The organism is Pseudoalteromonas sp. S8-8, assembly GCF_000497875.1.
Taxonomy (GTDB): Bacteria; Pseudomonadota; Gammaproteobacteria; order Enterobacterales; family Alteromonadaceae; genus Pseudoalteromonas; species Pseudoalteromonas arctica.
The window spans coordinates 38421-61875 of record NZ_AUTR01000025.1 but is presented as its reverse complement, the minus strand read 5'-3'; the positions used below and the strand labels follow the sequence as shown (position 1 = coordinate 61875).

22 protein-coding genes are annotated in these 23455 nt (G+C 39.8%); 8 read left to right on the top strand and 14 right to left on the bottom strand.

The genetic code is table 11. The features are described 5' to 3' along the window. Positions 1-90: 90 nt before the first annotated feature. The 3 genes from L659_RS0107515 (at position 91) to L659_RS1000000123905 (ending at position 2415) form a co-directional block, all read left to right on the top strand. The gene (locus L659_RS0107515) at positions 91-1101 is read left to right on the top strand and encodes a GlxA family transcriptional regulator (RefSeq protein ID WP_024590119.1); all 1011 of its coding nucleotides are present in this window, start codon (positions 91-93) and stop codon (positions 1099-1101) included. A gap of 88 nt (positions 1102-1189) precedes the next feature. Next, positions 1190-1684 (top strand): GAF domain-containing protein, encoded by a 495-nt coding sequence (locus L659_RS1000000123910; RefSeq protein ID WP_231388432.1) that lies wholly within the window; start codon positions 1190-1192, stop codon positions 1682-1684. After that, on the top strand, positions 1678-2415 hold the full coding sequence (locus L659_RS1000000123905; protein WP_308807813.1) for an EAL domain-containing protein: 738 nt from the start codon (positions 1678-1680) through the stop codon (positions 2413-2415). The genes L659_RS1000000123910 and L659_RS1000000123905 overlap by 7 nt, the downstream gene beginning before the upstream one ends. A gap of 16 nt (positions 2416-2431) precedes the next feature. Here the strand turns inward: L659_RS1000000123905 and L659_RS0107505 are convergent, their stop codons facing one another. From L659_RS0107505 to L659_RS0107495, 3 genes are read right to left on the bottom strand one after another with little or no spacing between them, the layout of a single operon-like run. After that, positions 2432-2944: an MgtC/SapB family protein gene (locus tag L659_RS0107505; protein WP_007582656.1), complete on the bottom strand. Its 513-nt coding sequence runs from the start codon at positions 2942-2944 to the stop codon at positions 2432-2434. A gap of 8 nt (positions 2945-2952) precedes the next feature. Beyond that, positions 2953-4065, bottom strand: coding sequence for a GNAT family N-acetyltransferase/peptidase C39 family protein (locus tag L659_RS0107500; RefSeq protein WP_024590118.1), 1113 nt, complete (start codon positions 4063-4065; stop codon positions 2953-2955). Between the two features lie 4 nt (positions 4066-4069). Next, entirely contained in the window at positions 4070-5464 is a 1395-nt protein-coding gene (locus tag L659_RS0107495) for a RimK family protein (RefSeq protein WP_024590117.1), read from the bottom strand. A 293-nt stretch (positions 5465-5757) separates the two neighbouring features. Here L659_RS0107495 and L659_RS0107490 point away from each other — a divergent pair, with 293 nt between their 5' ends. Beyond that, the gene (locus L659_RS0107490; RefSeq protein ID WP_024590116.1) at positions 5758-6096 is read left to right on the top strand and encodes a zinc ribbon domain-containing protein YjdM; all 339 of its coding nucleotides are present in this window, start codon (positions 5758-5760) and stop codon (positions 6094-6096) included. 271 nt (positions 6097-6367) lie between these two features. Here the strand turns inward: L659_RS0107490 and L659_RS0107485 are convergent, their stop codons facing one another. The 7 genes from L659_RS0107485 to L659_RS0107455 all read right to left on the bottom strand — a co-directional run bounded on the left by L659_RS0107485 (position 6368) and on the right by L659_RS0107455 (position 11657). Beyond that, complete coding sequence (locus tag L659_RS0107485) at positions 6368-6577, bottom strand: zinc ribbon domain-containing protein (protein ID WP_007582647.1); 210 nt, start codon at positions 6575-6577, stop codon at positions 6368-6370. Between the two features lie 199 nt (positions 6578-6776). Further along, positions 6777-7094 carry a type II toxin-antitoxin system RelE/ParE family toxin gene (locus tag L659_RS0107480; protein ID WP_024590115.1) on the bottom strand — a complete coding sequence of 106 codons (318 nt, stop codon included), beginning with the start codon at positions 7092-7094 and terminating at the stop codon, positions 6777-6779. After that, entirely contained in the window at positions 7082-7339 is a 258-nt protein-coding gene (locus L659_RS0107475; RefSeq protein WP_010555056.1) for a type II toxin-antitoxin system Phd/YefM family antitoxin, read from the bottom strand. Before L659_RS0107475 ends, L659_RS0107480 begins: the two co-directional genes overlap by 13 nt. Positions 7340-7662: 323 nt before the next feature. Then, on the bottom strand, positions 7663-8139 hold the full coding sequence (locus tag L659_RS0107470) for a GreA/GreB family elongation factor (RefSeq protein ID WP_010555055.1): 477 nt from the start codon (positions 8137-8139) through the stop codon (positions 7663-7665). 181 nt (positions 8140-8320) lie between these two features. Next, positions 8321-9256: a protein translocase subunit SecF gene (gene secF, locus L659_RS0107465; RefSeq protein ID WP_024590114.1), complete on the bottom strand. Its 936-nt coding sequence runs from the start codon at positions 9254-9256 to the stop codon at positions 8321-8323. Further along, positions 9249-11087 carry a protein translocase subunit SecD gene (gene secD / locus L659_RS0107460; RefSeq protein WP_024590113.1) on the bottom strand — a complete coding sequence of 613 codons (1839 nt, stop codon included), beginning with the start codon at positions 11085-11087 and terminating at the stop codon, positions 9249-9251. The genes secF and secD overlap by 8 nt, the downstream gene beginning before the upstream one ends. 108 nt (positions 11088-11195) lie before the next feature. Next, positions 11196-11657 carry a hypothetical protein gene (locus L659_RS0107455; protein WP_024590112.1) on the bottom strand — a complete coding sequence of 154 codons (462 nt, stop codon included), beginning with the start codon at positions 11655-11657 and terminating at the stop codon, positions 11196-11198. 101 nt (positions 11658-11758) lie between these two features. On the opposite strand from L659_RS0107455, the gene L659_RS0107450 reads away from it, so the two are divergent. The 4 genes from L659_RS0107450 (at position 11759) to L659_RS0107435 (ending at position 18195) form a co-directional block, all read left to right on the top strand. Continuing rightward, complete coding sequence (locus L659_RS0107450; protein WP_024590111.1) at positions 11759-13537, top strand: ABCB family ABC transporter ATP-binding protein/permease; 1779 nt, start codon at positions 11759-11761, stop codon at positions 13535-13537. A 240-nt stretch (positions 13538-13777) separates the two neighbouring features. Then, positions 13778-15856 (top strand): M13 family metallopeptidase, encoded by a 2079-nt coding sequence (locus tag L659_RS0107445; protein WP_024590110.1) that lies wholly within the window; start codon positions 13778-13780, stop codon positions 15854-15856. A gap of 258 nt (positions 15857-16114) precedes the next feature. Then, positions 16115-16828, top strand: a complete 714-nt coding sequence (locus L659_RS0107440; protein ID WP_024590109.1) for a YebC/PmpR family DNA-binding transcriptional regulator — start codon at positions 16115-16117, stop codon at positions 16826-16828. A gap of 41 nt (positions 16829-16869) precedes the next feature. Further along, on the top strand, positions 16870-18195 hold the full coding sequence (locus tag L659_RS0107435; RefSeq protein WP_081709145.1) for a leucine-rich repeat-containing protein kinase family protein: 1326 nt from the start codon (positions 16870-16872) through the stop codon (positions 18193-18195). A 77-nt stretch (positions 18196-18272) separates the two neighbouring features. Here L659_RS0107435 and L659_RS0107430 read toward each other — a convergent pair whose 3' ends face one another. From L659_RS0107430 to edd, 4 genes are all read right to left on the bottom strand, one after another. Continuing rightward, on the bottom strand, positions 18273-19397 hold the full coding sequence (locus L659_RS0107430) for a sterol desaturase family protein (protein ID WP_024590107.1): 1125 nt from the start codon (positions 19395-19397) through the stop codon (positions 18273-18275). Positions 19398-19609: 212 nt separating this feature from the next. Continuing rightward, positions 19610-20614 carry a type I glyceraldehyde-3-phosphate dehydrogenase gene (gap, locus tag L659_RS0107425; RefSeq protein ID WP_007582622.1) on the bottom strand — a complete coding sequence of 335 codons (1005 nt, stop codon included), beginning with the start codon at positions 20612-20614 and terminating at the stop codon, positions 19610-19612. 9 nt (positions 20615-20623) lie between these two features. Beyond that, entirely contained in the window at positions 20624-21244 is a 621-nt protein-coding gene (gene eda / locus L659_RS0107420) for a bifunctional 4-hydroxy-2-oxoglutarate aldolase/2-dehydro-3-deoxy-phosphogluconate aldolase (RefSeq protein ID WP_024590106.1), read from the bottom strand. A gap of 33 nt (positions 21245-21277) precedes the next feature. Then, positions 21278-23128, bottom strand: coding sequence for a phosphogluconate dehydratase (edd, locus tag L659_RS0107415; protein ID WP_007582619.1), 1851 nt, complete (start codon positions 23126-23128; stop codon positions 21278-21280). Between the last annotated feature and the right edge of the window lie 327 nt (positions 23129-23455).

Sequence of the window (23455 nt, the reverse complement as noted above, 5' to 3'; positions counted from 1 at the left end):
GCAGTTTAAATGGATTATGCACTGTACATTGTGCTTTAATAGCCAAATATTCAGCACAAAAGGCCAAAATGTACTGGTCGGAGCATTTATATGACTGATAAACACACTAATCCACCACTAAACATTGCTATAGCGGTATATCCGCATTTATTAGTGACTAGTTTAACGCTGCCTATAGAAATGCTAAGAGCCGGCGAGGCCTTTGCTAAAGGCCATCTTGATAAGCAAAATTTTAGACCGCTTGCTATAAATTTAGTGGCTAAAAGTGCAGAATCTATAGCTACTCGCGCAGGCCTTGCGATAATTCCTGATTGCATAACAACTAATGCGCCCTACAGCGATTTAATTATAGTGCCCGGAATTTGGCGAAACCCACGTCCTGTGGTACGTACAAATCAAGGCGTAGTTGATTGGCTAAGCGAGAGCTTTAGCGCAGGCAGCCATATAATTGGTGTAGGCACTGGCAACTGCTTAGTAGCTGAGGCTGGCTTACTTGATGGGCACCCTGCTACAACCCATTGGCACTACGCCAATCAATTTAGCCACGACTACCCGTTAGTGCGTTTAAAACCCGACTTTTTTATAACCCAGTCAGAACGCATGTACACCGTAGCAAGCCTTAATGCCCTTGCAGATGTGATCGTACATATTATTAGTCAGTACTATGGAAAAGCCGCCGCTCAACATGTAGAGCGAAACTTTTCGCACGAAATACGTAAACCCTACGAAGATCAACGCTACTTAGAAGGTGCAGTTGACCGTCACCCCGACGAGCTAATTGCGCAAATTCAGTTTTGGCTAAAAACAAATTTAGCCACCGAGCTAAACTTGCAAGAAGTCGCTGCCCAATTTAGCTTGAGCTACCGTACTTTTACCCGCCGTTTTAGAGCCGCCACTAATCAAAGCCCTATTGAGTATTGGCAACAATTACGCGTAGAAGGTGCGAAGGAGTTATTAGCATCATCAAATTTATCAATTCAAGAAGTGGCTTTAGAAGTGGGATATAACGACCAAGGGCATTTAACACGCGTGTTTAAAAAAGTATTAAGCCAAACACCCAGTGGTTATAGAAAAGTAGTTAGACGAAAGTTATTTGGATAACCAGCGACGGCACTCTAAATTGGCATTTTTTTATACATAAATTATACTCTTATCAATAATATAATTTACGCCATACCAAGGTAACTGCATGAGAGATAAACTTAGTAAGCACCTTTTTGATCCACAAAGCGATGCTTCTATTGAATCAAAGTTATTAAAGTTACTTTCACTTGTACGAAAACATTTGAGTATGGAAGTCGCGTTTATTTCAGAATTCACCAATACTGATCGCGTTTTTAAAGTGGTAGATAACCAAACTACAAATACCTGCGTATCAGAAGGTAATTCAGATCCAATTTGCGAAACTTACTGTAAAAAAATATCCGATAACGAGCTAGAACAAATAATCCCTAATACTCTTGAGCATCCAATAACCCGCAACATGCCAGTCACAGAAAAGCTAAATATTGGCTCTTATATTGGTGTACCCATTATTTTATCCACCGGAAAAATTTATGGAACTTTTTGCTGTTATAAAACCGTATTAGACAATACCTTGAACGACAGAGATTTGTCATTTCTTAGGCTGATTTCTGAAATAGCTACTGAGTTAATCGAAAAAAGGTTCAATCTGACATTTTAAATAATGAGTCAAAGTCGCTTATTGAAAATATTATAAAAACAAACGATATTACGATTTATTTTCAGCCCATATTTAATTTATCAACCAATCAACTTTCGGGTTATGAGTCTCTGTCACGCTTTTTTATTGAACCCTATAAAACACCTGACATTTGGTTTAAAGATGCTGAAAAACTGGGTTTAGGAGAAGCATTAGAAATACTTGCTATACAAAATACATTACGTTACTTAGATCAATTTGATGAAAAAGCTTATATCACTATAAATACTTCACCTCAGCATATTTTATCAGGCTCAATAGACAAAGTATTACAAAGCATCGATTGTAATAGAATAATTTTAGAAGTGACTGAACATTCACCTATTTTAGACTACCAAGCTATGAGAACCGCACTTCGACCATTAAGGAACCGGGGTGTAAAGCTAGCTATCGATGATGTAGGTGCTGGATTTTCATCTTTTCAGCATATTTTAGAATTAGAGGCAGATATCATTAAGTTAGACATAAGCCTCACTCAAAATATAAACACAGACCGTAGAAAGTTTTTATTAGCTAAGGCACTATGCGGATTTGTTAAAGCTATTAATTGCTCAATTGTAGCTGAGGGTATAGAAAATCAAGATGAATTAAACACACTCAGAAAACTAGGCGTTGATAACGTACAAGGCTATTTTATTGGGCGCCCAGCTCCTATTGAAGATGCCATCCAATATCAAACAATTACGCTCTAATTAAAAAACGCCACTTTTAGTGGCGTTCTGTGTCGTTAAATTCTTTTCGATAATAGCGCTTTTGATAGTTTTTTACTTTAGTGTGTACGCCTTTGCTTAAGCTTTTAAATTTAGCTTCGAGTACGTCTACACCGTATAAAATACCGACCACTAGCACCGAAAGTTTTATTGCAGCGCCAAGGTTTTCGGTCGCTATCATAACGCCTATTGATGCAAGCACCCAAATGGTTGCAGCAGAGGTTACGCCAACTACCGCACCATCTTTAGCGAGCATAACGCCAGCCCCTAAAAAGCCAATACCTGTAATTATTTGCCCCACTACACGAGAATGATCTATTACATCCCCTTGTAAATTAAACGCAGTGGATAAAAACAAATACGTACCCAAAGTTATTAACGCAGAGGTACGAATACCTACAGGTTTGCCGCGCAACTGGCGCTCTATACCAATAATGGCACCGCAAAAAGCCGCAGTACCAATAGCTGCCCACGAATACGGGGCTACATCAATTAAATCTAAAAAAGTCACTGTTAACCTTATATTTTATTAGCTATAGCCACCGCCGTTCTTAAACGTTGGCTACCAAACGCTGACATTTTACTAAAATCACTTCGTGCAATAGGTACATATTGGCAATCTATTGCGAGCTGTTTATCGTTACCGGGCTCACAAAACGGGTCGTGAACATACACGCAGTGCTCATCAAGGTGCGTAACACACACCCAATGTGGTGATTTTTTACCATCAAAACTGTATGTACTAATTAATAACAGCACACTAAAGCCTTTACTTAACCACTGCTCAATATGCTCAAGCTCTACATCTTTATGCGTAAGCGGTATTTTTGCCTGTGCAATACCATCTACAAATTGTTGATGCACGGTGGCAAGTACCACTTTTTTGTTTTCGTTGCGTACGCCATCTAAAAACAAAGGCTCGGTGGTATTAACCATTACCTCGCTTTTAAAACCACGCTTATGAGCGGCAAGTGCCAAACCAAACGGATGGCAACCACCATGACCCGATGTCATAAAAATGGTGGTACCTTCACGCCAAAGTGCTAACTCATGTGATTGGCTAAGCTCAGTAGTTGGCTCAAGTGCCCCCATTGCCATTAATAGCGCAGCAGGTCCGCACGTAAACTCGGTAGTTTGCTGATACCACGGCGTTAAACGCGCCACTTTTAACTCACTCGTTTGTCGAATGTTTTTTTGCATTCGTAGTGCGTCACTGTGGTCGTCGTAATAATCGCTATATTGACCAAACACTCTGTAGCCTAAGCTTTTGTAAAGCCCAATCGCACCTTCGTTATTTACAGCCACTTCTAAACGAAGGTAAATACGAGCCCGCTCACACGTTTCTTTTTCTAGACTAGTAAGCAGTGCTTTTGCAATGCCTTTACCTTGCATTGTGGGTTTTACAGCAAGCGAATATAAACGCGCTAAGCGAGTCCCTTTATGGCACCATACTAGCCCATAGCCGCATATTTGCTCGCCACTTTCTGCAACGAGTAAAATACCGTGTTTTGCACTAAGCCAGCGCTTTAAACTGCGCGGGCTAAGTTTGTCGTTATTAAAGCAAGCGTTTTCAACGTCAATCAGTGCAGTTAAATCACTGCCAAGCGCCTTTCGAATAACAAGGTTGCTCATGTTATTACCCACGGCCTCGTGCTTCTAAGCGTTGTTTAAACTCATCCATAATGATCATGTATAGCTCGTCGCCTAAATAGCCGTCTTCTACTTTGTGATCAATACTTGGGTTGTCGTTTACTTCAAGCACGTATGCTTTGCCTTGATGCTCTTTAACATCTACGCCATATAAACCCCTACCCACTGTTTTACATGCTTTTAATGCTGCATCTAATACCGCTTTTGGTAACTCAAAGGTTGGCAAGGTTTCAAAGCCACCAGAGAAAAACCGTTTAGCGTCGTGGTTATAAATTTGCCAATGGTTACGCGCCATTAAATAGCGGCATGCATAAATTGCACGGCCATTTAACACACCCACTCGCCAATCGTATTCGGTATACATGTACTCTTGTGCAAGCACTAATGCGCTAAACTCAAACAGCTCTGTAAGCTTAGCTGCTAGCTCATCACGGTTTGAAACTTTAAACACACCTTTTGAGAACGACCCTTCAGGCATTTTTAAAACAAGCGGATACGTAAACGCTTCTTCTAATTGCTCAAGCGTTTCATTTGCTTGATCAGCCACTACAACCGTTTTTAAACTTGGCACTTTTTGGTAATTAAACGCATCGTGTAAATACACTTTATTACAACAACGTAAAATAGACTCAGCGTCGTCAATAACCACTAAACCCAGGCTTTGCGCTTTGCTTGCAAGGCGATACGTTGGATGGTCAATCGCTGTAGTTTGGCGAATAAATAACGCATCAAACTGGGCAATATTGTCAATTTCGTCAAAGCTTAATGCTTGTGCATAAATCCCGTGCTTAGCCGCTGCTTTAATAAAGCGTGCAATGGCGTCTTTATCACTCGGCGGCACTTTTTCGTTATGATCAACAAGTATTGCCATGTCCCATCTAAAACGACGTTGTACCGAACTAATACGCCACTGCGTTTTAGTAAAGTTATCTAGCTTGGCTACAAATTCGCAGTACTGTTGCTCGCTTAAAGACGACATCGATCCTTGTTGTAATAAGCCTTGCTCATCAACAAATAAAATAGGCGCTGGGTATTGTTTAAATACCGACTTTGCCGCTTTTGATTGTAAATCGTTTTGGGCATTACCAAAGTAAAGAGTGCCGTCTATTTGGCCCACATTTAACATAGGTGCTTGGCCACTACGAAGAGCATTAATGGTTTTTACACTGGGTAAAACTTGGTGCTTGCGCGCTTCAGCAAGTAATGAGCAATAGTAACCTTTGCTCAAGTATTGGCTTGAGTCGCACAGATTAATAATGCGTGTTTTTGGTTCGTTATGTTTTGGGTAATCACGTAAGTAGGTATTAAACGTAATTACATTTTCGAACGATTGAGCAAGCGTTTGCTCGTTGTTATCAACCACAATTAAGGTTTTAAACACGACTTTTCCTAGTTAAGTCAAAATATAAAAAGCATGCTTAGTAAAATACTAAGCATTATAAATAGAAACACCCATCGTACTAAGTGGGCATTGCGCGTATCACTTAATATGATGGGTGCTTTAACAGGTACCTACTGTACGAGTTAGCGCTTAAATTGCTTAAGCGACATGTGCTTTATATGCCCTTTTTTTAAAACGCACAAACGAGATATTTTTAGCGTGAAGATGAAAAATATTGATTAACTAATAATGCAGATTAAAATACGCAAAACAACACCTTATGAGAGTTAAAAATGTCGCTGCCTGCTTGCCCAAAGTGCCAATGTGAATATGTTTACGAAGACCAACAACTGCTTATTTGCCCTGAGTGCGCTCATGAGTGGAACCCAAATAACACAAACAATGAAGACGCAATTTTAGTTAAAGATGCCAACGGCACTGTGCTAAGTGATGACGACAAAGTGACAGTAGCCAAAGATTTAAAAATTAAAGGCAGCTCGCAAGTAATTAAAATTGGTACCAAAGCGGTAGTTAGAAGAGTGCTTGATAAAAAAGACCACGAACTAGATTGTAAAGTAGATGGTATTGGCGAAATGATGGTAACAGCAAAGTTTGTGAAAAAAGCTACCTAAAATTGGATATTTAAAATATAGGATGTTAGATGAAAAATCATAAAAATAAATTCATCCAAGCCTTATGCTCTGTCATTGAAGCCTATTATTAGTGCGTGTAATAGATTTTTTTAACTGCTATTAGTTGGTGTATATCTAATGGTCCACCTACATTTAATAAGGCAAATTATCGCTTAGGTGTGTTTAAGCATTTAACCTCTTCACCTTAATGAGGAGGTACTTCTTGAACTGATCAGTTTACATTTCAGTTAAAGTGCTTTTTAAGCTTTCATTACCCAGTAAAGAAATCAAATACGTTACCAAGTGTTGATGATGAACCTTTATAAAATTCAGTAAAACTACATCGACTGCATGTCACAGCGGTGTACTTTTTATTTTGAACATCAAAAATTCTTGACCAAAAGCCACCCGAAACTCTTATTTCACCGGTATCAAATTCGTTATTATTACACTTAGAGCAAGACCAATTGTTATGTCTCATATTTCAACCTCCATATTATTTATGTACGGTATATTAAACACTTAAGGAACGTGTGTAGCAATTTTTTTTAATAAACAAACCATAATTTAGTTCTTATATTGGTTAAATTGGAATTTTGATAGATATTTGGATGGCTTTTTAATAATTGCTTTTTATAATAATTAGTATGGGGGTCATACTAATTTCACTCAGGGATTACCTACTTGTTAGCTGTATATTGCGTTAGCAACAAAAATTTTCGTAAGTCTCGTTCTTGTCTCATTACGTGCAAAATATATACTTTATTGTTATCTTTTTTGTAAAATATACGACAAGGATTCACGACCAGTTCAAGATAATTTAGGTTAGCTAACTCAATTGGTTTTTTACCTGATTCAGGAAAAAGTTCGAGACGTTCAACTTTTTCAAATATTTTGGAAACCAATTTTTTCGCTGACTGAAAATTGCTTAATGCGATATATTCAGCGATATCGTTAAGATCATCCAAAGCTGGATTAGTCCAAATTATTTCAGCCATTTATTCATTTTATCTTTAGCTTCAACATTCGACATGGTTTCACCACGACTTATTGCCTGCTCTCCTTTTGCAAGAGACTCAAGAATTTGCATACGCTTTTGCATAAATTCATAATCATCAACATCTACTAAGTATGCAGATGGTTGTCCATGTTCAGTTATCAACACAGGTTCTTTAGAGGAATGAAGTTCAGATAATATCTTCGTTGCTTGACGCTTCAATGTTGTTACTAGTTCTACTCTCATAATAATCCCCAAACAGATGTATCACTATAGTAGCACCGAGTAGCCAACTTGGGAAATACAACTAACGAGGCTGTATAACCACTAAAATCAATTAAAAAGGGAGCACCTAACGTCAACCCTGCTCACTTTTAAACTATTAGGTACTTCTCATTATATGCCTTTGTAGAAATTGAAATACACACCACGTTACGCTATAAAAACATAGCTGTAGGTTGGATAAATGGCGGAGCCATGCCATCCGACAATTAATTTATGAATATAAATAAGCGATTATTACGTTGGCATAGCTTTGTCAGATGGTGTTCTCTTAAAAAACCAAAGCTTTATAAAATCTCTACCACCACATATTCGTGGGCTTTACCTGCAATTGTTAACGTAATTTCATCATCAATCTGTTTATTTAGTAACTGCTTACCCATTGGTGCGCCGGGTGTTACAACAGCAATTGCGTGCTTTTTAACGTTTACTGTTAAACCACCAGCTGCAGGGCCTAAATAAAACCATTTTTGGGCTGCGTTATCATCTTCTAAACATACCAGCGAACCGATAGCTATTTTGTCGGTTGGTTTTTCATTAAAGGCAGGTTCGAACAATTCTATGCTTTTATAGCAATCGTTTACGCGCTGGGCTTGGCCTTGTGCTAAATAAGCGGCTTCGAGCCCTAGAGTATCGTATTTATTTTCGGCTATGTTTTCTTCATGTGTGGCGGTGTCGTGCGCAGTTTTTGCCGCTACTTTTGCTGTTGTAAGCTGCGCTTCTAGCGCAAAACGAAGGTGTTCGATTACGTGGGTTTTATTCATGGGGATTAGTACAATACAGGCTGTAAAAATAAGGCAGCTAGTTTAACATTTTTGCGGGGCTTAAAACCATTGTTTTAAACCCCGCAAGCTTGGTGGGAATACTAGCGGGGCTTAAATTTGCATTAAACTAACAAAGAGCCGTTGGTTGGTGCAGCTCTTTACTTGTGTTTTATTAAAAACCTTATGGCATATCTAATAATGTTTGCGTGTGGGCATCTACTTTAACTTCGTAGTTTTTAGCGCTTAAGCCCAATAGCTCCGGCAAGGTTGCCGCTATACAAATAGACGAGAACGTACCCACTACAATGCCGGTAAATAATGCAATAGCAAAGCCTTGCAGTGGTGTGCCTGCAAGTAGCCAAACGCTTGCAACCGTTGCAAGTGTGGTACCCGACGTTATTAAGGTGCGCGTTAGTGTGCTTTTAATCGCATTATTAATAATAGTCGCTGGGCTAAGTACATTGTTTGATTGAACACGTAAAAGCTCGCGTACTCTATCCCCTACTATTATTGAGTCGTTAAGTGAGTAACCAATAATAGCCAGTAAACTTGCCAGTACGGTTAGGTTAAATTCAATTTGTAATAGTGAAAATAACCCAAGTACGAGTATTAAATCGTGCACTAGCGCTACCACAGAGCCAACGGCTAATCGCCATTCAAAACGCACTGCAAGGTAAATCATTACCGCAATCATTGCAGCAAACATTGCTAAACAGCCTTGATCAAATAACTCATCGCCGACTTGTGAGCCAATATAAGCTGACGATAATACCTGTGCGTTTATATCATCGTTTTGTGTAACAGCGCTTTGCCAATCAAGGCTATTAGCTGTTGTTGATGCACTTGGCGCTTCTCTTAATTGAAAATGACTATTACCTTGCGCGGTTAGCTCAAACTCACCGTTGTGATTTTTAGCAATAAACGATTGAAGCTCTTTTAGTTCAACACTTTGGCTGGTTGTAAACTCAGTTAAATAACCGCCGGTAAAATCTAGGCCAAAATTTAGACCTTTTTGCGTAAGCGTAAATACGGATAGCAGCACTAAAATGGCACTTAAAAGCATACCCATAAAGCGTAAGCGTGTGCCCTTTTCACCTTTCAAAAAATAATTAAGCATGTGCTTTTTCTCCTACTTTTTTACCCATTTTTAAATACAACGTTTGGCTTAATATTTTTGATACGTACACACCTGTAAATACAGACGTTAAAAGTCCCAATGCTAATGTAATGGCAAAACCTTTAACGGGCCCATAGCCTATGCCGTATAAGATAAGTGCGGTGATCATGGTGGTTATATTGGCATCAAATATTGTATTTGCGGCTTGTTTATAACCCTCTTGAATAGCTTGATATGGTGCACGGCCTTGGCGACGTTCTTCTTTAATGCGTTCAAATATTATTACGTTAGTGTCTACCGCCATACCTATGGTTAGCACCAGACCTGCAATACCCGGAAGCGTTAACACAACCCCTGGTAATAATGACATTAAGCCCACAAGCGACGTTAAATTTAATATAAGTGCCACATTTGCAATAAGGCCTAAACGGCGATACCAAAGCGCCATAAATGCAAGGGTAATACCCATACCTAACATAAGCGCGGCTAAACCATTACTAATGTTTTCACTGCCGAGGCTTGGCCCTATTGTTTGTTCGTGCACAATTGTAACGGGTGCTGTAAGCGAGCCTGCACGTAGTAACAATGCCAGATCGGCTGCAGCTTGTTGGCTTTTCATATTGGTAATACTAAAACGCGAACTTAAATGCTGAGCAATATTGGCAACATTAATAACTTCGCTTTTTTTAACTACTTCGCCTTTAGCGTTTTGAGAATACTCAGAGTAAACTGTCGCCATTGGCTTACCAATGTTGGCTTTTGAAAACGCCGACATTGCATCGCCGCCTTGGCCGTCTAGGCTTAGTTGTACAAGTGGTTTACCCCAATCGTCGCGCCCTATGTTTGCATTATTAATATGATCGCCTGTAAAAATTGGCACAGGATCGAGCTTTATGGTTCCGCCCGATTGCATATTAAATGTTTGCCCGCCAATTTCTTTTAATTGATAAAAACCAAGCGATGCTGTTGCACCAATAATACGTTTTGCTTCGGTTGGATCTTGCACGCCTGGTAGCTCTATACGAATGCGGTGCTTTCCTTGGCGCTGTGTTACCGCTTCGGTAATGCCTAACTCTTCAATACGTGAACGAAGGGTTGTGAGTGTTTGCCCCATTACTTCTTTATCAAAGCTGCTGCGGCCTTGCTCCGAATAACTAAATTTGGCAGTTTTAACGCTGCCGTTATTGCTTGTTACAACGGCTAAATTAGCAAATCGGCTTTGTAGCTCTTCAATAACTGGGGTTAACTTGTCGGTTGCATTAGGCAATGCGTTTATTTCAAACCCCTGCTGAGTTTGCTGCGCTTTTACGCCATGTGCTTTTTGCTTAATAATAATTGATTTAGCTTGTTGATACGTACTGACTAACTGCTCATCAACGGCTTTATCTAAATCTACGTCTAGTACAAATAGCACACCGCCATTTAAATCAAGGCCCAGCTTTATTGGTGATAAACCAAAATCTTGTAACCATGTTGGGCTGGTTGCATGCTCAACAATTTTAACTTGCATGTTTGGGTATTGCGCTTTTATAGCCGCTTGCGCCTGAGCGCTTTTAGTTGGCTCGTTTAAAAGTACATTAATAGTCGATTGCTTATCTAAACCCTGCTCAACCTCTAACCCTTGGTTATTCAAAAAAGTAACTAGCGTTTTAGTGCTCGGTAAAGATTGCGTTTCGCTGTGCGGAGCAGCACTGATGTGCAACCACGATTTATTTGGATATAGGTTTGGTAATGCGCTGATAGCTAATAAAACCAATACTATTAGCATGGCTATATAGCTTAATTTGAACTTAGCCGAAGACGGCTTTTTATCTTTTTTAAAACTTAACATGTTGAATCCTTATTGCCAGCAAAGCTAGCAACGTGCTTTTTAAAAGCACAATTAATCTGCAGGCTAAAACTTTAAAAGTTAAAACCTAATAAAATTAAATAAGGAAAATTAAGCGTGGTAGGTAGTTACAGCTCTGTAGAGTAAGTTTACGTCTTTCCAGCCACTCAAGCGCGACTTTTTACTATTAGTTACAAGCGTATACCAAGGCTGTATAGGATTAATCGCTCTTGGTCGTAAGAATATATGCCTAACAAGATTTTGAGCAAAAAATTCAAAAACCACATCGTATTCTGGCTCACTTTGAACAGTGTGCAAAAACAATGATGAATTATTGGCTGTTAACCTTGGTTGGTGCGCGTCAAAATCGGTTTGATGCGTTTTTTTATGCTGCGAAGTATCTACAGACTTACTAATAGCCTGTATTTTAGTTAAATCGGCAATATCAGTAAGCGAAACCTGCGTACTAACAGTAGTATTTAAATTTTGTGAGGCGCCCATAGCATTGCTCTGCACACTAAAAAGTGCAGCAAGTAGCAAAAAGGCAGTTAAAAACACTCTAAATTTAAACATTCACGTTTTAAAACTAAAATAAGGGATGCGTAGTATATAAGGGCAAGCATTTAAAATACAATGCTTATTAATTAAGTATTTAGTTTTAACAGAGATCACTAATGCGCCCCAGACAAAGCACAGAAAAACGCCCAGACGCCATGAATTTACGCCAAAGTGTAATAACACTGTGGCCCTACCTTACAAAATTTAAAGGCCGTGTTTTTATTGCACTTATGGCGCTTATAGGCGCAAAAGGTGCCACGCTTTTAATGCCTTGGGCACTTAAAGAAATAATAGACTCTGTAGATAAGTCCATTAACCCACTGTTAGTTATTCCTGCTTTATTATTATTGATGTACGGTGGACTGCGTTTTGCTAGCGTATTTTTAGGTGAAATAAGAGATGCTGTATTTTCTCGTGTAACCGAGCACGCTATGCGTGATATTGGTTTAAAAGTATTTAAGCATTTGCACTCACTTGAGCTGGCTTTTCATTTAGATAGGCAAACCGGTGGCATTAGCCGCGATATAGAACGCGGTACGAGCGGGTTAAGCTTTTTAATGCGCTTTTTAATGTTTAATATAGTGCCTACTTTGTTTGAAATACTTACCGTTGCGATTATTTTTGGCACGTTGTTTTCTGTTTGGTTTGCGCTTATTACATTACTGGCAGTCGCTATTTATATTACCTTTACTGTGGTGGTTACTCAGTGGCGAAACCGCTTTATTAGAGAAGCAAATGCTGCCGACAATCAAAGTAATACCCGCGCCATAGACAGCCTACTTAATTATGAAACTGTAAAGTATTTTAATAACGAACAGTTTGAAGCAAAAACGTACGACACCTTTTTAGCAAACTGGGAAAAAGCCCGTTTAAAAAATAGAATGTCGCTGCTCGCCCTCAACTCAGGCCAAGCACTTATTATTGCTTGTGCTATTACCGCGTTAATGTGGTTGGGCTCAACCGAGGTAGTTGCAGGTACGCTTTCTATTGGTGAACTTGTGATGATTAACGCGTATATGATTCAGCTATTTTTACCGCTTAACTTTTTAGGTTTTGTGTACCGCGAAATAAGACGCGCCCTAACCGACCTTGAAAACATGCTTGGGCTACTTAATAAGAAACCACAAATAACCGATGCACTTAATGCTAAAGAGCTAAATATTAGCCAAGGTGAAATAACATTTAACAATGTAAGTTTTAGTTACGATGCGCATCGCCCTATTCTTAATAACCTTAGTTTTAGTGTTAAAGCTGGCAGCAAAGTAGCCATTGTTGGTGCCAGTGGTGCTGGTAAAAGTTCATTAGCGCGACTGCTTTATCGTTTTTATGATGTAAGCGCTGGTGAAATTAGTATCGATAATCAAGCAATAAACTCAGTAACACTTAATAGTTTACGAAAAGCCATTGCTATTGTGCCGCAAGATACTGTGCTGTTTAACACCACCATTCGTGAAAATATCGCTTACGGTAGGCCATCAGCAAGTGATGCAGAAATTGATGAAGCCATTGCAATGGCGCATTTAAAAGACTTTATAGCAACACTTGATAAAGGCGATAAAACGCTGGTTGGCGAGCGTGGTTTAAAAGTATCAGGCGGCGAAAAACAGCGTATTGCCATTGCACGCGCTATTTTGAAAAAGTCCCCTATTTTAATTTTTGATGAAGCAACTTCAGCCCTCGATTCTCATTCTGAGCAAGCAATACTCGCAGCAATGCGTGAAGTTGCCAGTAACCATACGAGCGTTGTTATTGCTCATCGCCTTTCTACTATTACCGATGCAGACACTATTATTGTGCTCAAATCCGGAAAAATTATTGAGCAAGGTAAGCACGACGAGTTACTTACTCTCGCCGGAGAATATTCCCGTATGTGGGAGCTTCAGCATAAAAAATAAATAGTGTGTAACCCCTCTTAGCTCGGATACTTTCAAGTATTCGAGCTAAATAAAGCTTTTATAGCACCTATTAGCCTTTCTCTTTTATTCTATATTAGTTTTATCGAGCACTGTGGTGATTCACCTCAAAAGGTTTGTTTGTATGATTAATATCAATAACAATCGATAAGTTAAATATTCGTAACAATAAAAATGATTCACTGCTGCTTTAATTCAATCAGTGATACTCAGGAGTAAGTAATGAAAAAGAGTTTAATTGCCGCAGCATTAGCTGCCACATTTATTACCGGTTGTTCAGAGCCGCAAACAACAAAAACAGACGAGCAACAACCTAAAATAGCCACTGCAGCAGTAACAGAAAAAGCAGAGTTAGGTAGTTTTGGTGTTGACCTAACAGCCCGTAACGAAGCAGTTAAACCAGGCGATGACTTTTTTATGTATGCCAGTGGCACGTGGTATGACAACTACGTAATGCCTGCAGATAAAACCCGCTACGGTGCATTTTCAGGATTAGCTGAGCGCAGCGAAGGCGATGTTAAAGCTATTATTGAAGAAATAGCAGCACGTAAAGATTTAAACGCAGAAGAAAAACTCGTTGCTGATTTTTACAATGCGTATATGGATACCGAAACACTTAATAAACTAGGTGTAGCGCCTATTAAGCCATTGTTAAGTGAAATTAATGATATATCGTCGACTGACGATTTAGCTGAAATGTTTGGTAAGTCTTGGTTAACCGGTAATAAAGCCCCTTTTGGCGGCGGCATGTGGTTTAATCGCCTAGACCCTAATAAATATGAAATGTCACTAGGTGCTGGTGGGTTAGGCTTACCAGATCGCTCTTACTACCTTGAAGACGCTGAGCGCTTTGTAAAAACCCGAACAGCTTATGTTGCTCACATTGCTGACATGCTTGAGTTTGCAGGCACTGAAAATACCGCTGAGCGCGCTCAAGCAATTGTTGATCTTGAAACCAAAATTGCACAAGATCATTGGCCTCGTGAAAAGCGCCGTAATCGCGATTTAACCCTAAACCAAGTTGAACGTGCTGATTTAAGCACTGCTTATCCTGGCTTTAACTGGGATTTATACTTTGCGCAAACAGGTTATAAAGTACCTCAGTTAAATGTGTCTCAGCCTGAGCCAATAAAAGCGATGATTGAGCTAATCAATCAAGAAGATATTGCAGTATGGAAAGACTACCTAACGTATCACGCTATTAGCGGTAACGCAGGTTTACTATCAGAAGACGTATTTAATACTAACTTTGCTTTTTTTGGTAAAGAACTAAACGGACAGCAAGAACCTCGCCCTCGTTGGAAACGTGCAATAAGTGAAATGTCAGGCACAAGTTCGCTTGGTTTTGCTATTGGTAAAATATACGTAGCGCGTTACTTCCCTGAGTCATCAAAACAACAAATGTCAGAGCTGGTTGAAAACCTTCGAACAGCCCTTGGTGAACGTATTGATAATCTAGAATGGATGGGTGATGCAACTAAAGTAAATGCGCGCGCTAAGCTTGCTGCATTTGTACCAAAAATTGGTTACCCCGATGTTTGGCAGTCTTATGAAGGTTTAAGCATTACTAAAAACGATTTGATTGGTAATGTGAAAAACATGCGTGAGTTTTTCCACGCAGAAAGTGTTGAAAAAGAGCTACAAAAAACAGACCGTAACCGCTGGGGCATGACGCCACAACGCGTAAACGCTTACTACAATAGCTCGTTTAATGAAATTGTATTTCCGGCTGCGATACTACAACCGCCGTTTTTCGATCCAAATGCCGATCCGGCTGTAAACTATGGCGGTATTGGCGCTGTAATTGGTCACGAAATGGGTCATGGATTTGACGATCAAGGTTCAAAATCAGACGAAAACGGTGTGCAACGTAATTGGTGGACTGATGCTGACCGCGCTGCATTTGACAAAAAAGCCGACCAACTGGCTGCGCAGTACAGTAAATACGAGCCAATCGAAGGTAACTTTGTTAATGGTCGCAATAGCCTTGGCGAAAACATTGGTGATGTAGGTGGGTTATCAATGGCCTATCACGCGTACAAGCTAAGTTTAAATGGTAAAGAAGCGCCTGTTATTGACGGTGTTACTGGCGATCAACGTTTCTTCCTTGCGTGGGCACAAGTATGGAAAGAAAAACGTACTGAGCAAAGCATGCTTAACCAACTTCGTGGTGGCACACATGCCCCAGGTCGCTTTAGAGCACAAGCGCCACGCAACCACGATGCATGGTACAAAGCGTTTGATGTAAAACCAGGCGATGAGTTATACCTTCCTGAAGATGAACGTGTACGTATTTGGTAAGTAATACTTACTTTTTATTACTTAGTAAGGCAACCTGTTATACAGGTTGCCTTTTTTATTGAGTTAAATTTACAATAATAGATATAATTCCAACGTCTAAATGCCTCGATAATCTCCTCACTAAAATGCACTTTAGATGGACTTTAAACGCTACAGTTTTAATCGGCTTTAATACTTACTAGCCCTTGAATGCATTTACCTTTAGAATACGCATTATAATTTCATTCTATTATTTACATATATTAAGGCGAAACGCAGATGGGAAGAGCTTACCAAAACAAAAAAGATTCAATGGCTAAGACTGCGGGTGCTAAAACTAAAGTTTATTCTAAGTACGGCAAAGAAATTTATATTTGTGCTAAAAACGGCGGTGTAGATCCAGATGGTAACTTATCATTACGTCGTTTAATTGAACGCGCTAAAAAAGACCAAGTACCAGCACACGTTATTGACCGCGCAATCGACAAAGCAAAAGGTGGCGGCGGCGAAGACTACTCAGCAACACGTTACGAAGGTTACGGCCCTGGTAACTGTATGATTATTGTTGACTGTTTAACAGACAACAACAAGCGTACCTTTGCTGATGTACGTGTTTGTTTTACCAAAGCAAATGCTAAAATTGGCGCTCAAAACTCTGTTTCACATTTATTTGATCACCTTGCTATTTTTGTATTTGACGGTGATGACGACGAAGCAGTACTTGAAGCATTAATGATGGCTGATGTTGATGTAACTGACGTAGAAGTTGATGACGGTAAAGTTACTGTTTTTGCTCCTCACACAGAGTACAACAATACACGTACAGCGCTTGAAGAAATGGGTGTGACTGAGTTTGACGAAGACCTAATTAGCTTTGTGCCACAAATTGAAACGCCGATTGAAGGCGAAGACGTTGAAGTTATGGAACGCTTTTTAATGATGTTAGAAGATTGCGACGACGTACAAAACGTTTACCATAACGCGCAATTCTAAAGAGCGATTTAGTAAGTTAGAACGACTTTAAGCCAACAGCTATGTTGGCTTTTTCATTTTTAGAACATGGTATAAATATGAACTCCCTTAAAGAGCTTAAAAGTGGCAAACTTGTTGGTGCTACTCACCTGCAATTAGTAGAAGAGCTAACGACATTTCCTGAAGAAATCTTTAGCTTAGCTGACACGCTTGAAGTTCTCGATTTATCAAATAATAACTTATCAACACTACCTGATGAATTTGCCTGTTTAACACACTTGAAGCGTGTATTTTTATCGTTTAACCAGTTTAAGCATATTCCTAAAGTGCTCGCTAAATGCCCTGCTTTAATTATGGTCGCGTTTAAAGGTAACCAAATTTCTGAATTTGCTTTAAACAGCCTGCCAAAAAATATTGAGTGGCTAATACTCACCGATAATACGTTAAGCGAATTGCCTGAAGACTTTGGTAATTACACCCAGCTTAAAAAGCTCGCGCTTGCGGGCAATCAACTTAAGCAACTGCCAAGTAGCATGGCGCAGTGTAAAAACCTCGAGCTTGTTAGGCTCTCCGCTAATAACTTAACACACGTAGACGACTGGCTGTTTGAACTGCCTAAACTTGCTTGGCTTGCGTTTGCCGGTAACGATTTTAATAAAGCCCAGTGCCTTACAAAGTGCAGCTTAGAAAATAAGCCTCTTGACGATTACACGCTTAGTCATGTTATTGGCCAAGGTGCATCGGGCGTTATTCATTTAGCACAAGCTGCTAATAGCGCTGTAGCGATTAAATTATTTAAAGGTGCAATTACCAGCGACGGCTACCCGCTTGATGAAGTAAATTGCTGCTTACAAGCAGGCGATCACGCTAATTTAATTAAAGTACTTGCCTACATTGAACAAAGTGATCAGTTAGGTTTAGTGATGGAGCTAATAGATAAAAGCTTCGCTAATTTAGGCCTGCCCCCAAGCCTTGAAACCTGTACGCGTGATACCTTTAATAATGATTGCCATTACTCAACTCAAGCTATTTTAAAAATTGCACAGCAAATGGTAAGTACACTGCATCACTTACATGTTCGTAAAGTAAGTCACGGCGACATTTATACGCATAACACTATGGTTAACCAAAACCATGATGTTCTGTTTGGTGATTTTGGTGCTGCAACTAATTTAACGAAGCTAAGTAAGTATCAACAAAAACAACTAGAGTGGATAGAAGTAAGAGCTCTGGGCTGTTTAATTGAAGACTTATTAGGCACGGTAACCGGCGATGATAGGCAAAGTGAGCTATTTGGTGAAATGTCCGATATAGCAAAGTGTGCTATGCAACCTTCATTAAATCAAAGACCTACATTTACTGAGTTATTAGAAGAGCTAAACATATAATTGAGTAGAGTCATAAAAAAGAGCAACGCGTAGCACGTTGCTACTTTTTTAGTTTATGTTTATTCAATTAGGCGAGCTCATTTAGTGCGCTTAAATGGGTAAACCTGTTGTTTAAGCATACCTACCGGCATGTAATCCCCGACTACACCATACGCTTGTGGCCACTCTTTTTGGCCTTTAACAGCAGTACCAAACGCGTAGTCTAAAAATGAAAAATGCGCAGCGTAATTGCGGTCAATTGCGGCTTTATCTGACGCATGATGCCAATGGTGAAACTGCGGTGTAACCATAAAATATTTTAGCCAACCAAATTTCACACGTACATTTGCATGGTTAAACACAGCCTGTAAACCCACTATTATTACGTATAAACTAATTATTTGCTGTGAAAATCCAAGTACAAATATGGGTGTGAGCACTAAGCTGCGAGTTACAAGTATTTCAAGAATATGTTGGCGAGATCCCGCTAGCCAATCCATTTCTTTAGCACTGTGATGTACGCCATGAAAGCGCCATAATAAAGGGACTTCGTGATAAGCACGATGCACCCAATACTGCATTAAATCGGCCACGAGTATTATTAAAAACAACTGCACTACAAATGGTGTTTGCTCTATATAACCTTGTACTGTAGATGATACAGCCCAGCCAAAACCATAATGCACAAAGTGGTTAGTAACGAGTAACACAAAACCAATAATTAAATGGTTTACGAAAAAGTGGTTTAAATCGCCTCGCCATTCGCTACGTAATATTTTTTGCTCTTTTCGATGGGGTAGCAGCTTTTCAATAACAATAAATATGAGTGTTGAGCCGAGTAAATCTAAAATAAACCAATCTAGCCCTATGTAAGGTGTGTCGCTAGCAAACTCATTTACCTCAACGTTTGGTCCGCCAAACATAATTGCCAGAACAATAAAAAACCACGCTGTAGCTCCTAAGCGTTTATTGGTATTACGTACAAAGTTAAGTAGCCCTAAACTGCCCGAGACCAATAATGATGCAAACATAAGCTGACGTAAAAAGTCGACACTGTAGCTTTTGCGTAGTTCTGGTGTGGTTAAGTATTCAGGAAAGTGAAACGCTAATACGCCTAAGCAACTCAGTATTGCTAAAAAGCAGGCTATGTAGCCACTTATGTTGCCCTCACCTATCTGAAGATGATTTGTGCGAAATACCTTTCGTAATAAAGCTCTGATCATTTTTATTATTCCTTGCTTCGTTGAGTTGATTAAATACAACGAAATTCCATTGATTTACACACCCACATATTAACAAAATTTAGGGTATAAAAAATACAAATAGTTCCTTCCATAGTCTGAGTTGCAAATATACAGATAAACCAAACGCAAAAAAGCCACGCAATGCGTGGCTTGGTTGGATAAAGCTAAAACTTTACATCATTAGGGCTGTATTATAAAAACGCACCTAATGCTTTAACTTGGTCTAACATACGGTTTGAGAAACCCCATTCGTTGTCGTACCAAGCCATTACTTTAACTAGATTGCCATCGGCTTTAGTTTGCGTTGCATCAAAGATAGATGACGCTGGGTTATGGTTAAAGTCGATAGAAACAAGCGGAAGCTCATTATATTGTAAAATATCTTTCATTGAACCCGTTGACGCTTCTTTCATGATTGCATTGATTTCTTCTGCAGTCGTATCGCGCTTAGTAATAAACGTAAAATCAACTAAAGATACGTTGATTGTTGGTACACGTACCGACATGCCGTCTAATTTACCAGCAAGTTCTGGTAATACTAAACCAACAGCTGCCGCAGCACCTGTTTTAGTTGGGATCATAGATTGAGTCGCACTACGAGCACGGTATAGATCTGGGTGGTATACGTCAGATAGGTTTTGATCATTCGTATAAGAATGAATCGTTGTCATACTCCCCTTTTCAATACCTACGGTGTCGTTAATTGCTTTTGCAAGTGGTGCTAAACAGTTAGTAGTACACGATGCATTTGAGATGATTTGGCTATCAGCGTTAATTACATCGCTGTTTACACCATGAACCACGGTTGCATCCATATCTTTACCTGGAGCAGAAACGATTACTTTTTTAGCACCCGCTGTAATATGCTTAGCAGCGTCATCACGTTTAGTGAAAAAACCAGTACATTCTAAAACGATATCTACGTTTAGTGCTTTCCACGGTAAATTTGCAGGGTCGCGTTCTTGCGTTAACGTAATTACGTCATCGTCAATTAACATGGTGTTATTTTCAAGTGTTACTTTTTTAGAAAATTGACCATGAACTGAGTCATACTGCGTTAAATGGGCATTAACGTTAGCAGGTGCTAAATCGTTAATTGCTACAATTTTAATTTCGCTGTTTTGAGCTGACTCATAAAGTGCACGTAAAACATTTCTACCGATACGGCCGTAACCGTTAATTGCTACATTAATCATTTTAGACTCCTATTTAAGTTCACTTGCTTGGCGAGCAAGCGCTTCAATTGCTTGCCAGTCTTTATTTTCAATTAGTTGTTTATCTAGCATCCACGTACCACCAACACAAATAACGTTGTTAAGCGCTAAATAGTTCGGTGCAGTTGCTAGGCTAATGCCGCCAGTTGGGCAAAAAGTAATATGTGGTAATGGGCCACCGATTGATTTAAGCATTGCTGTTCCGCCTGCAGCTTCTGCAGGGAAGAATTTTAAATACGTAAAACCATGCGACGCAAGTTGCATAACTTCACTTGCAGTTGCAGCGCCTGGTAAAAATGGTATATCTGATGTTTTAGCCAAAGCAATAAGCTCATCGCTCACACCTGGACTCACCATAAAATCTGCACCAGCGGCAACCGAAAGATCAAAACTTGCTTTATCTACTACCGTACCAGTACCTACATAGGCTTCAGGTACTTCTGCTTTCATCAGCTTTACAGCTTCTGCAGCAATAGGTGTACGTAGTGTTATTTCTAAGGCTTTTAAGCCACCGTTATATAACGCTCTTGCAAGTGGTGCTGCATCTTCTAATTTTTCGATTACAACCACTGGCACTACGGGTGCCGATGCTAAGATTTTTTCAATACTCATTACTTGTTCCTCATTACCCAGTATGGCTAATATTTATTCAAGTCCAAAAGCACTCGCGCCTAAATCGGCACTGCTTACGATATTTCTAAATCCAGTAAATAATTCGCGACCTGTACCAAATGTTGCACTTGGCAGGCTAAGTTCTGCTTCACGTTTAGCAAGTTCTTCGTCGCTAACGTGTACTTTTAATATTCCGTTTGGCGCATCAAGTGTCACTAAATCACCTTCTCGGATTTTAGCAATAATGCCGCCTTCTACTGCCTCTGGTGCTAAGTGAATAGCAGCTGGTACTTTACCTGATGCACCCGACATACGACCGTCAGTAACAATGGCTACTTTAAAGCCTTCATCTTGAAGCGTTGCCATTACTGGCGTTAATTTATGTAGCTCTGGCATACCTTTCGCTTTAGGGCCTTGCTCTTTTAGCACGGCAATAAAGTCTTGGTTTAATTCGCCACGCGTGTATGCATCTTGCAGAGCACTTTGTGAGCTAAATACTTTTGCAGGAGCAGTAACAACCTGATGTTCGATAGCAACAGCTGACACTTTAATAACAGCTTTACCCAAGTTACCCGTTAGAAGTTGCAGACCACCTTGCTTACTAAAAGGGTTACTCACTGGGCGAAGTACTTCTTCATCGTGTGAGTTTGCTGGGCAATCTACCCATTTAACTTTAGTTGGCCCGGTTGAGTTGCTCATGATCAGGCTATCGTCTTTATCCAAACGAGGCTCTGTCATGTAAGGTGCTAAACCATCGCCTAGCATTGTTTTAACGTCTGTGTGTAAGTAACCAGCGCTTGCTAGCTCTCGCATTAAGAAACCCATACCGCCAGCTGCTTGGAAGTGATTTACATCTGCAGAGCCATTAGGGTAAATACGTGTAAGTAGTGGTACAACTTCTGATAAATCAGACATATCTTTCCACGTAACCTGAATGCCCGCCGCTTTTGCTATCGCAACAATATGAATTGCATGGTTAGTAGAACCACCTGTAGAAAGAAGACCTACTAAACCGTTTATAATCGTTTTTTCGCTGATCACATCGGCCAAACACGGGCTTTCTTTATCATCTGTAAGCTGCTTAAGCATAGTTTCTACAGCATTACCTGTAAGACCATCGCGAAGCTCAGTGTAAGGATTAATAAACGAACTACCTGGAAGGTGTAAGCCCATTATTTCCATTAACATTTGGTTTGAGTTTGCAGTACCGTAGAACGTACAAGTACCTGCGCTGTGGTAAGACGCGCTTTCAGCCTCTAATAAGTCTTCGCGACTTACTAGACCTTGTGCAAATTTTTGACGAATACGTGCTTTTTCTTTATTAGGAATACCTGATTGCATTGGACCTGCTGGTAAAAAGAACACAGGTAAATGACCAAACGACAATGCACCAATTAATAAACCCGGGACGATTTTGTCGCAAACGCCTAAACAAAAAACGCCATCAAACACATCGTGTGAAAGCGATATTGCCGTAGACATAGCAATTACATCACGAGAAAAAAGCGAAAGTTCCATGCCGTCACGCCCTTGCGTAACACCATCACACATTGCAGGAACGCCACCAGCAACTTGTGCTGTAGCATCGTATTTAGTAGCAATGTCTTTAATTAAATCTGGGTAATCTTTGTATGGCACATGAGCCGATAACATATCGTTATATGAGTTGATAATAGCAAGATTTGGCTGCTCATCAGCCTTTAAGCGCGCTTTGTCATCACTGCTACATGCAGCCATAACATGGGCTATATTTCCGCAACCTAAACCGGCACGAACTCTTGTTTGTTTTTTTGCGTGCGAAATACGTTCTAAATAATCTTGACGGGTATTTTTACTGCGTTCGATAACGCGCTGGGTAACTTCTTGAATACGAGGATGTAACATAATTTAACTCATCTCTATTAGTTAGAGGATAAAGGCTCAGTAGCAACTACAGACTCCACGTAAATAACTGTACTGAGCATCTTTGATTTACCCGTTCAAAGGTACGCTACCAGGGAGCCTCTCACAACAGCCCTGACACCGGTGTCACTGTATTAACGCATAGCAATGACACCGGTGTCAACCCCGGGTAACAAAAATAGTTTAATATTTTAATATTTTAACATGACCGAATAATGACCTAATTGATTTTTAGGCACAAAGTATATTTTAGCAAGTTCAGAGCAAAAAAAAGCCCGAATAAGCGTCACTCATATTCGGGCTACTGTG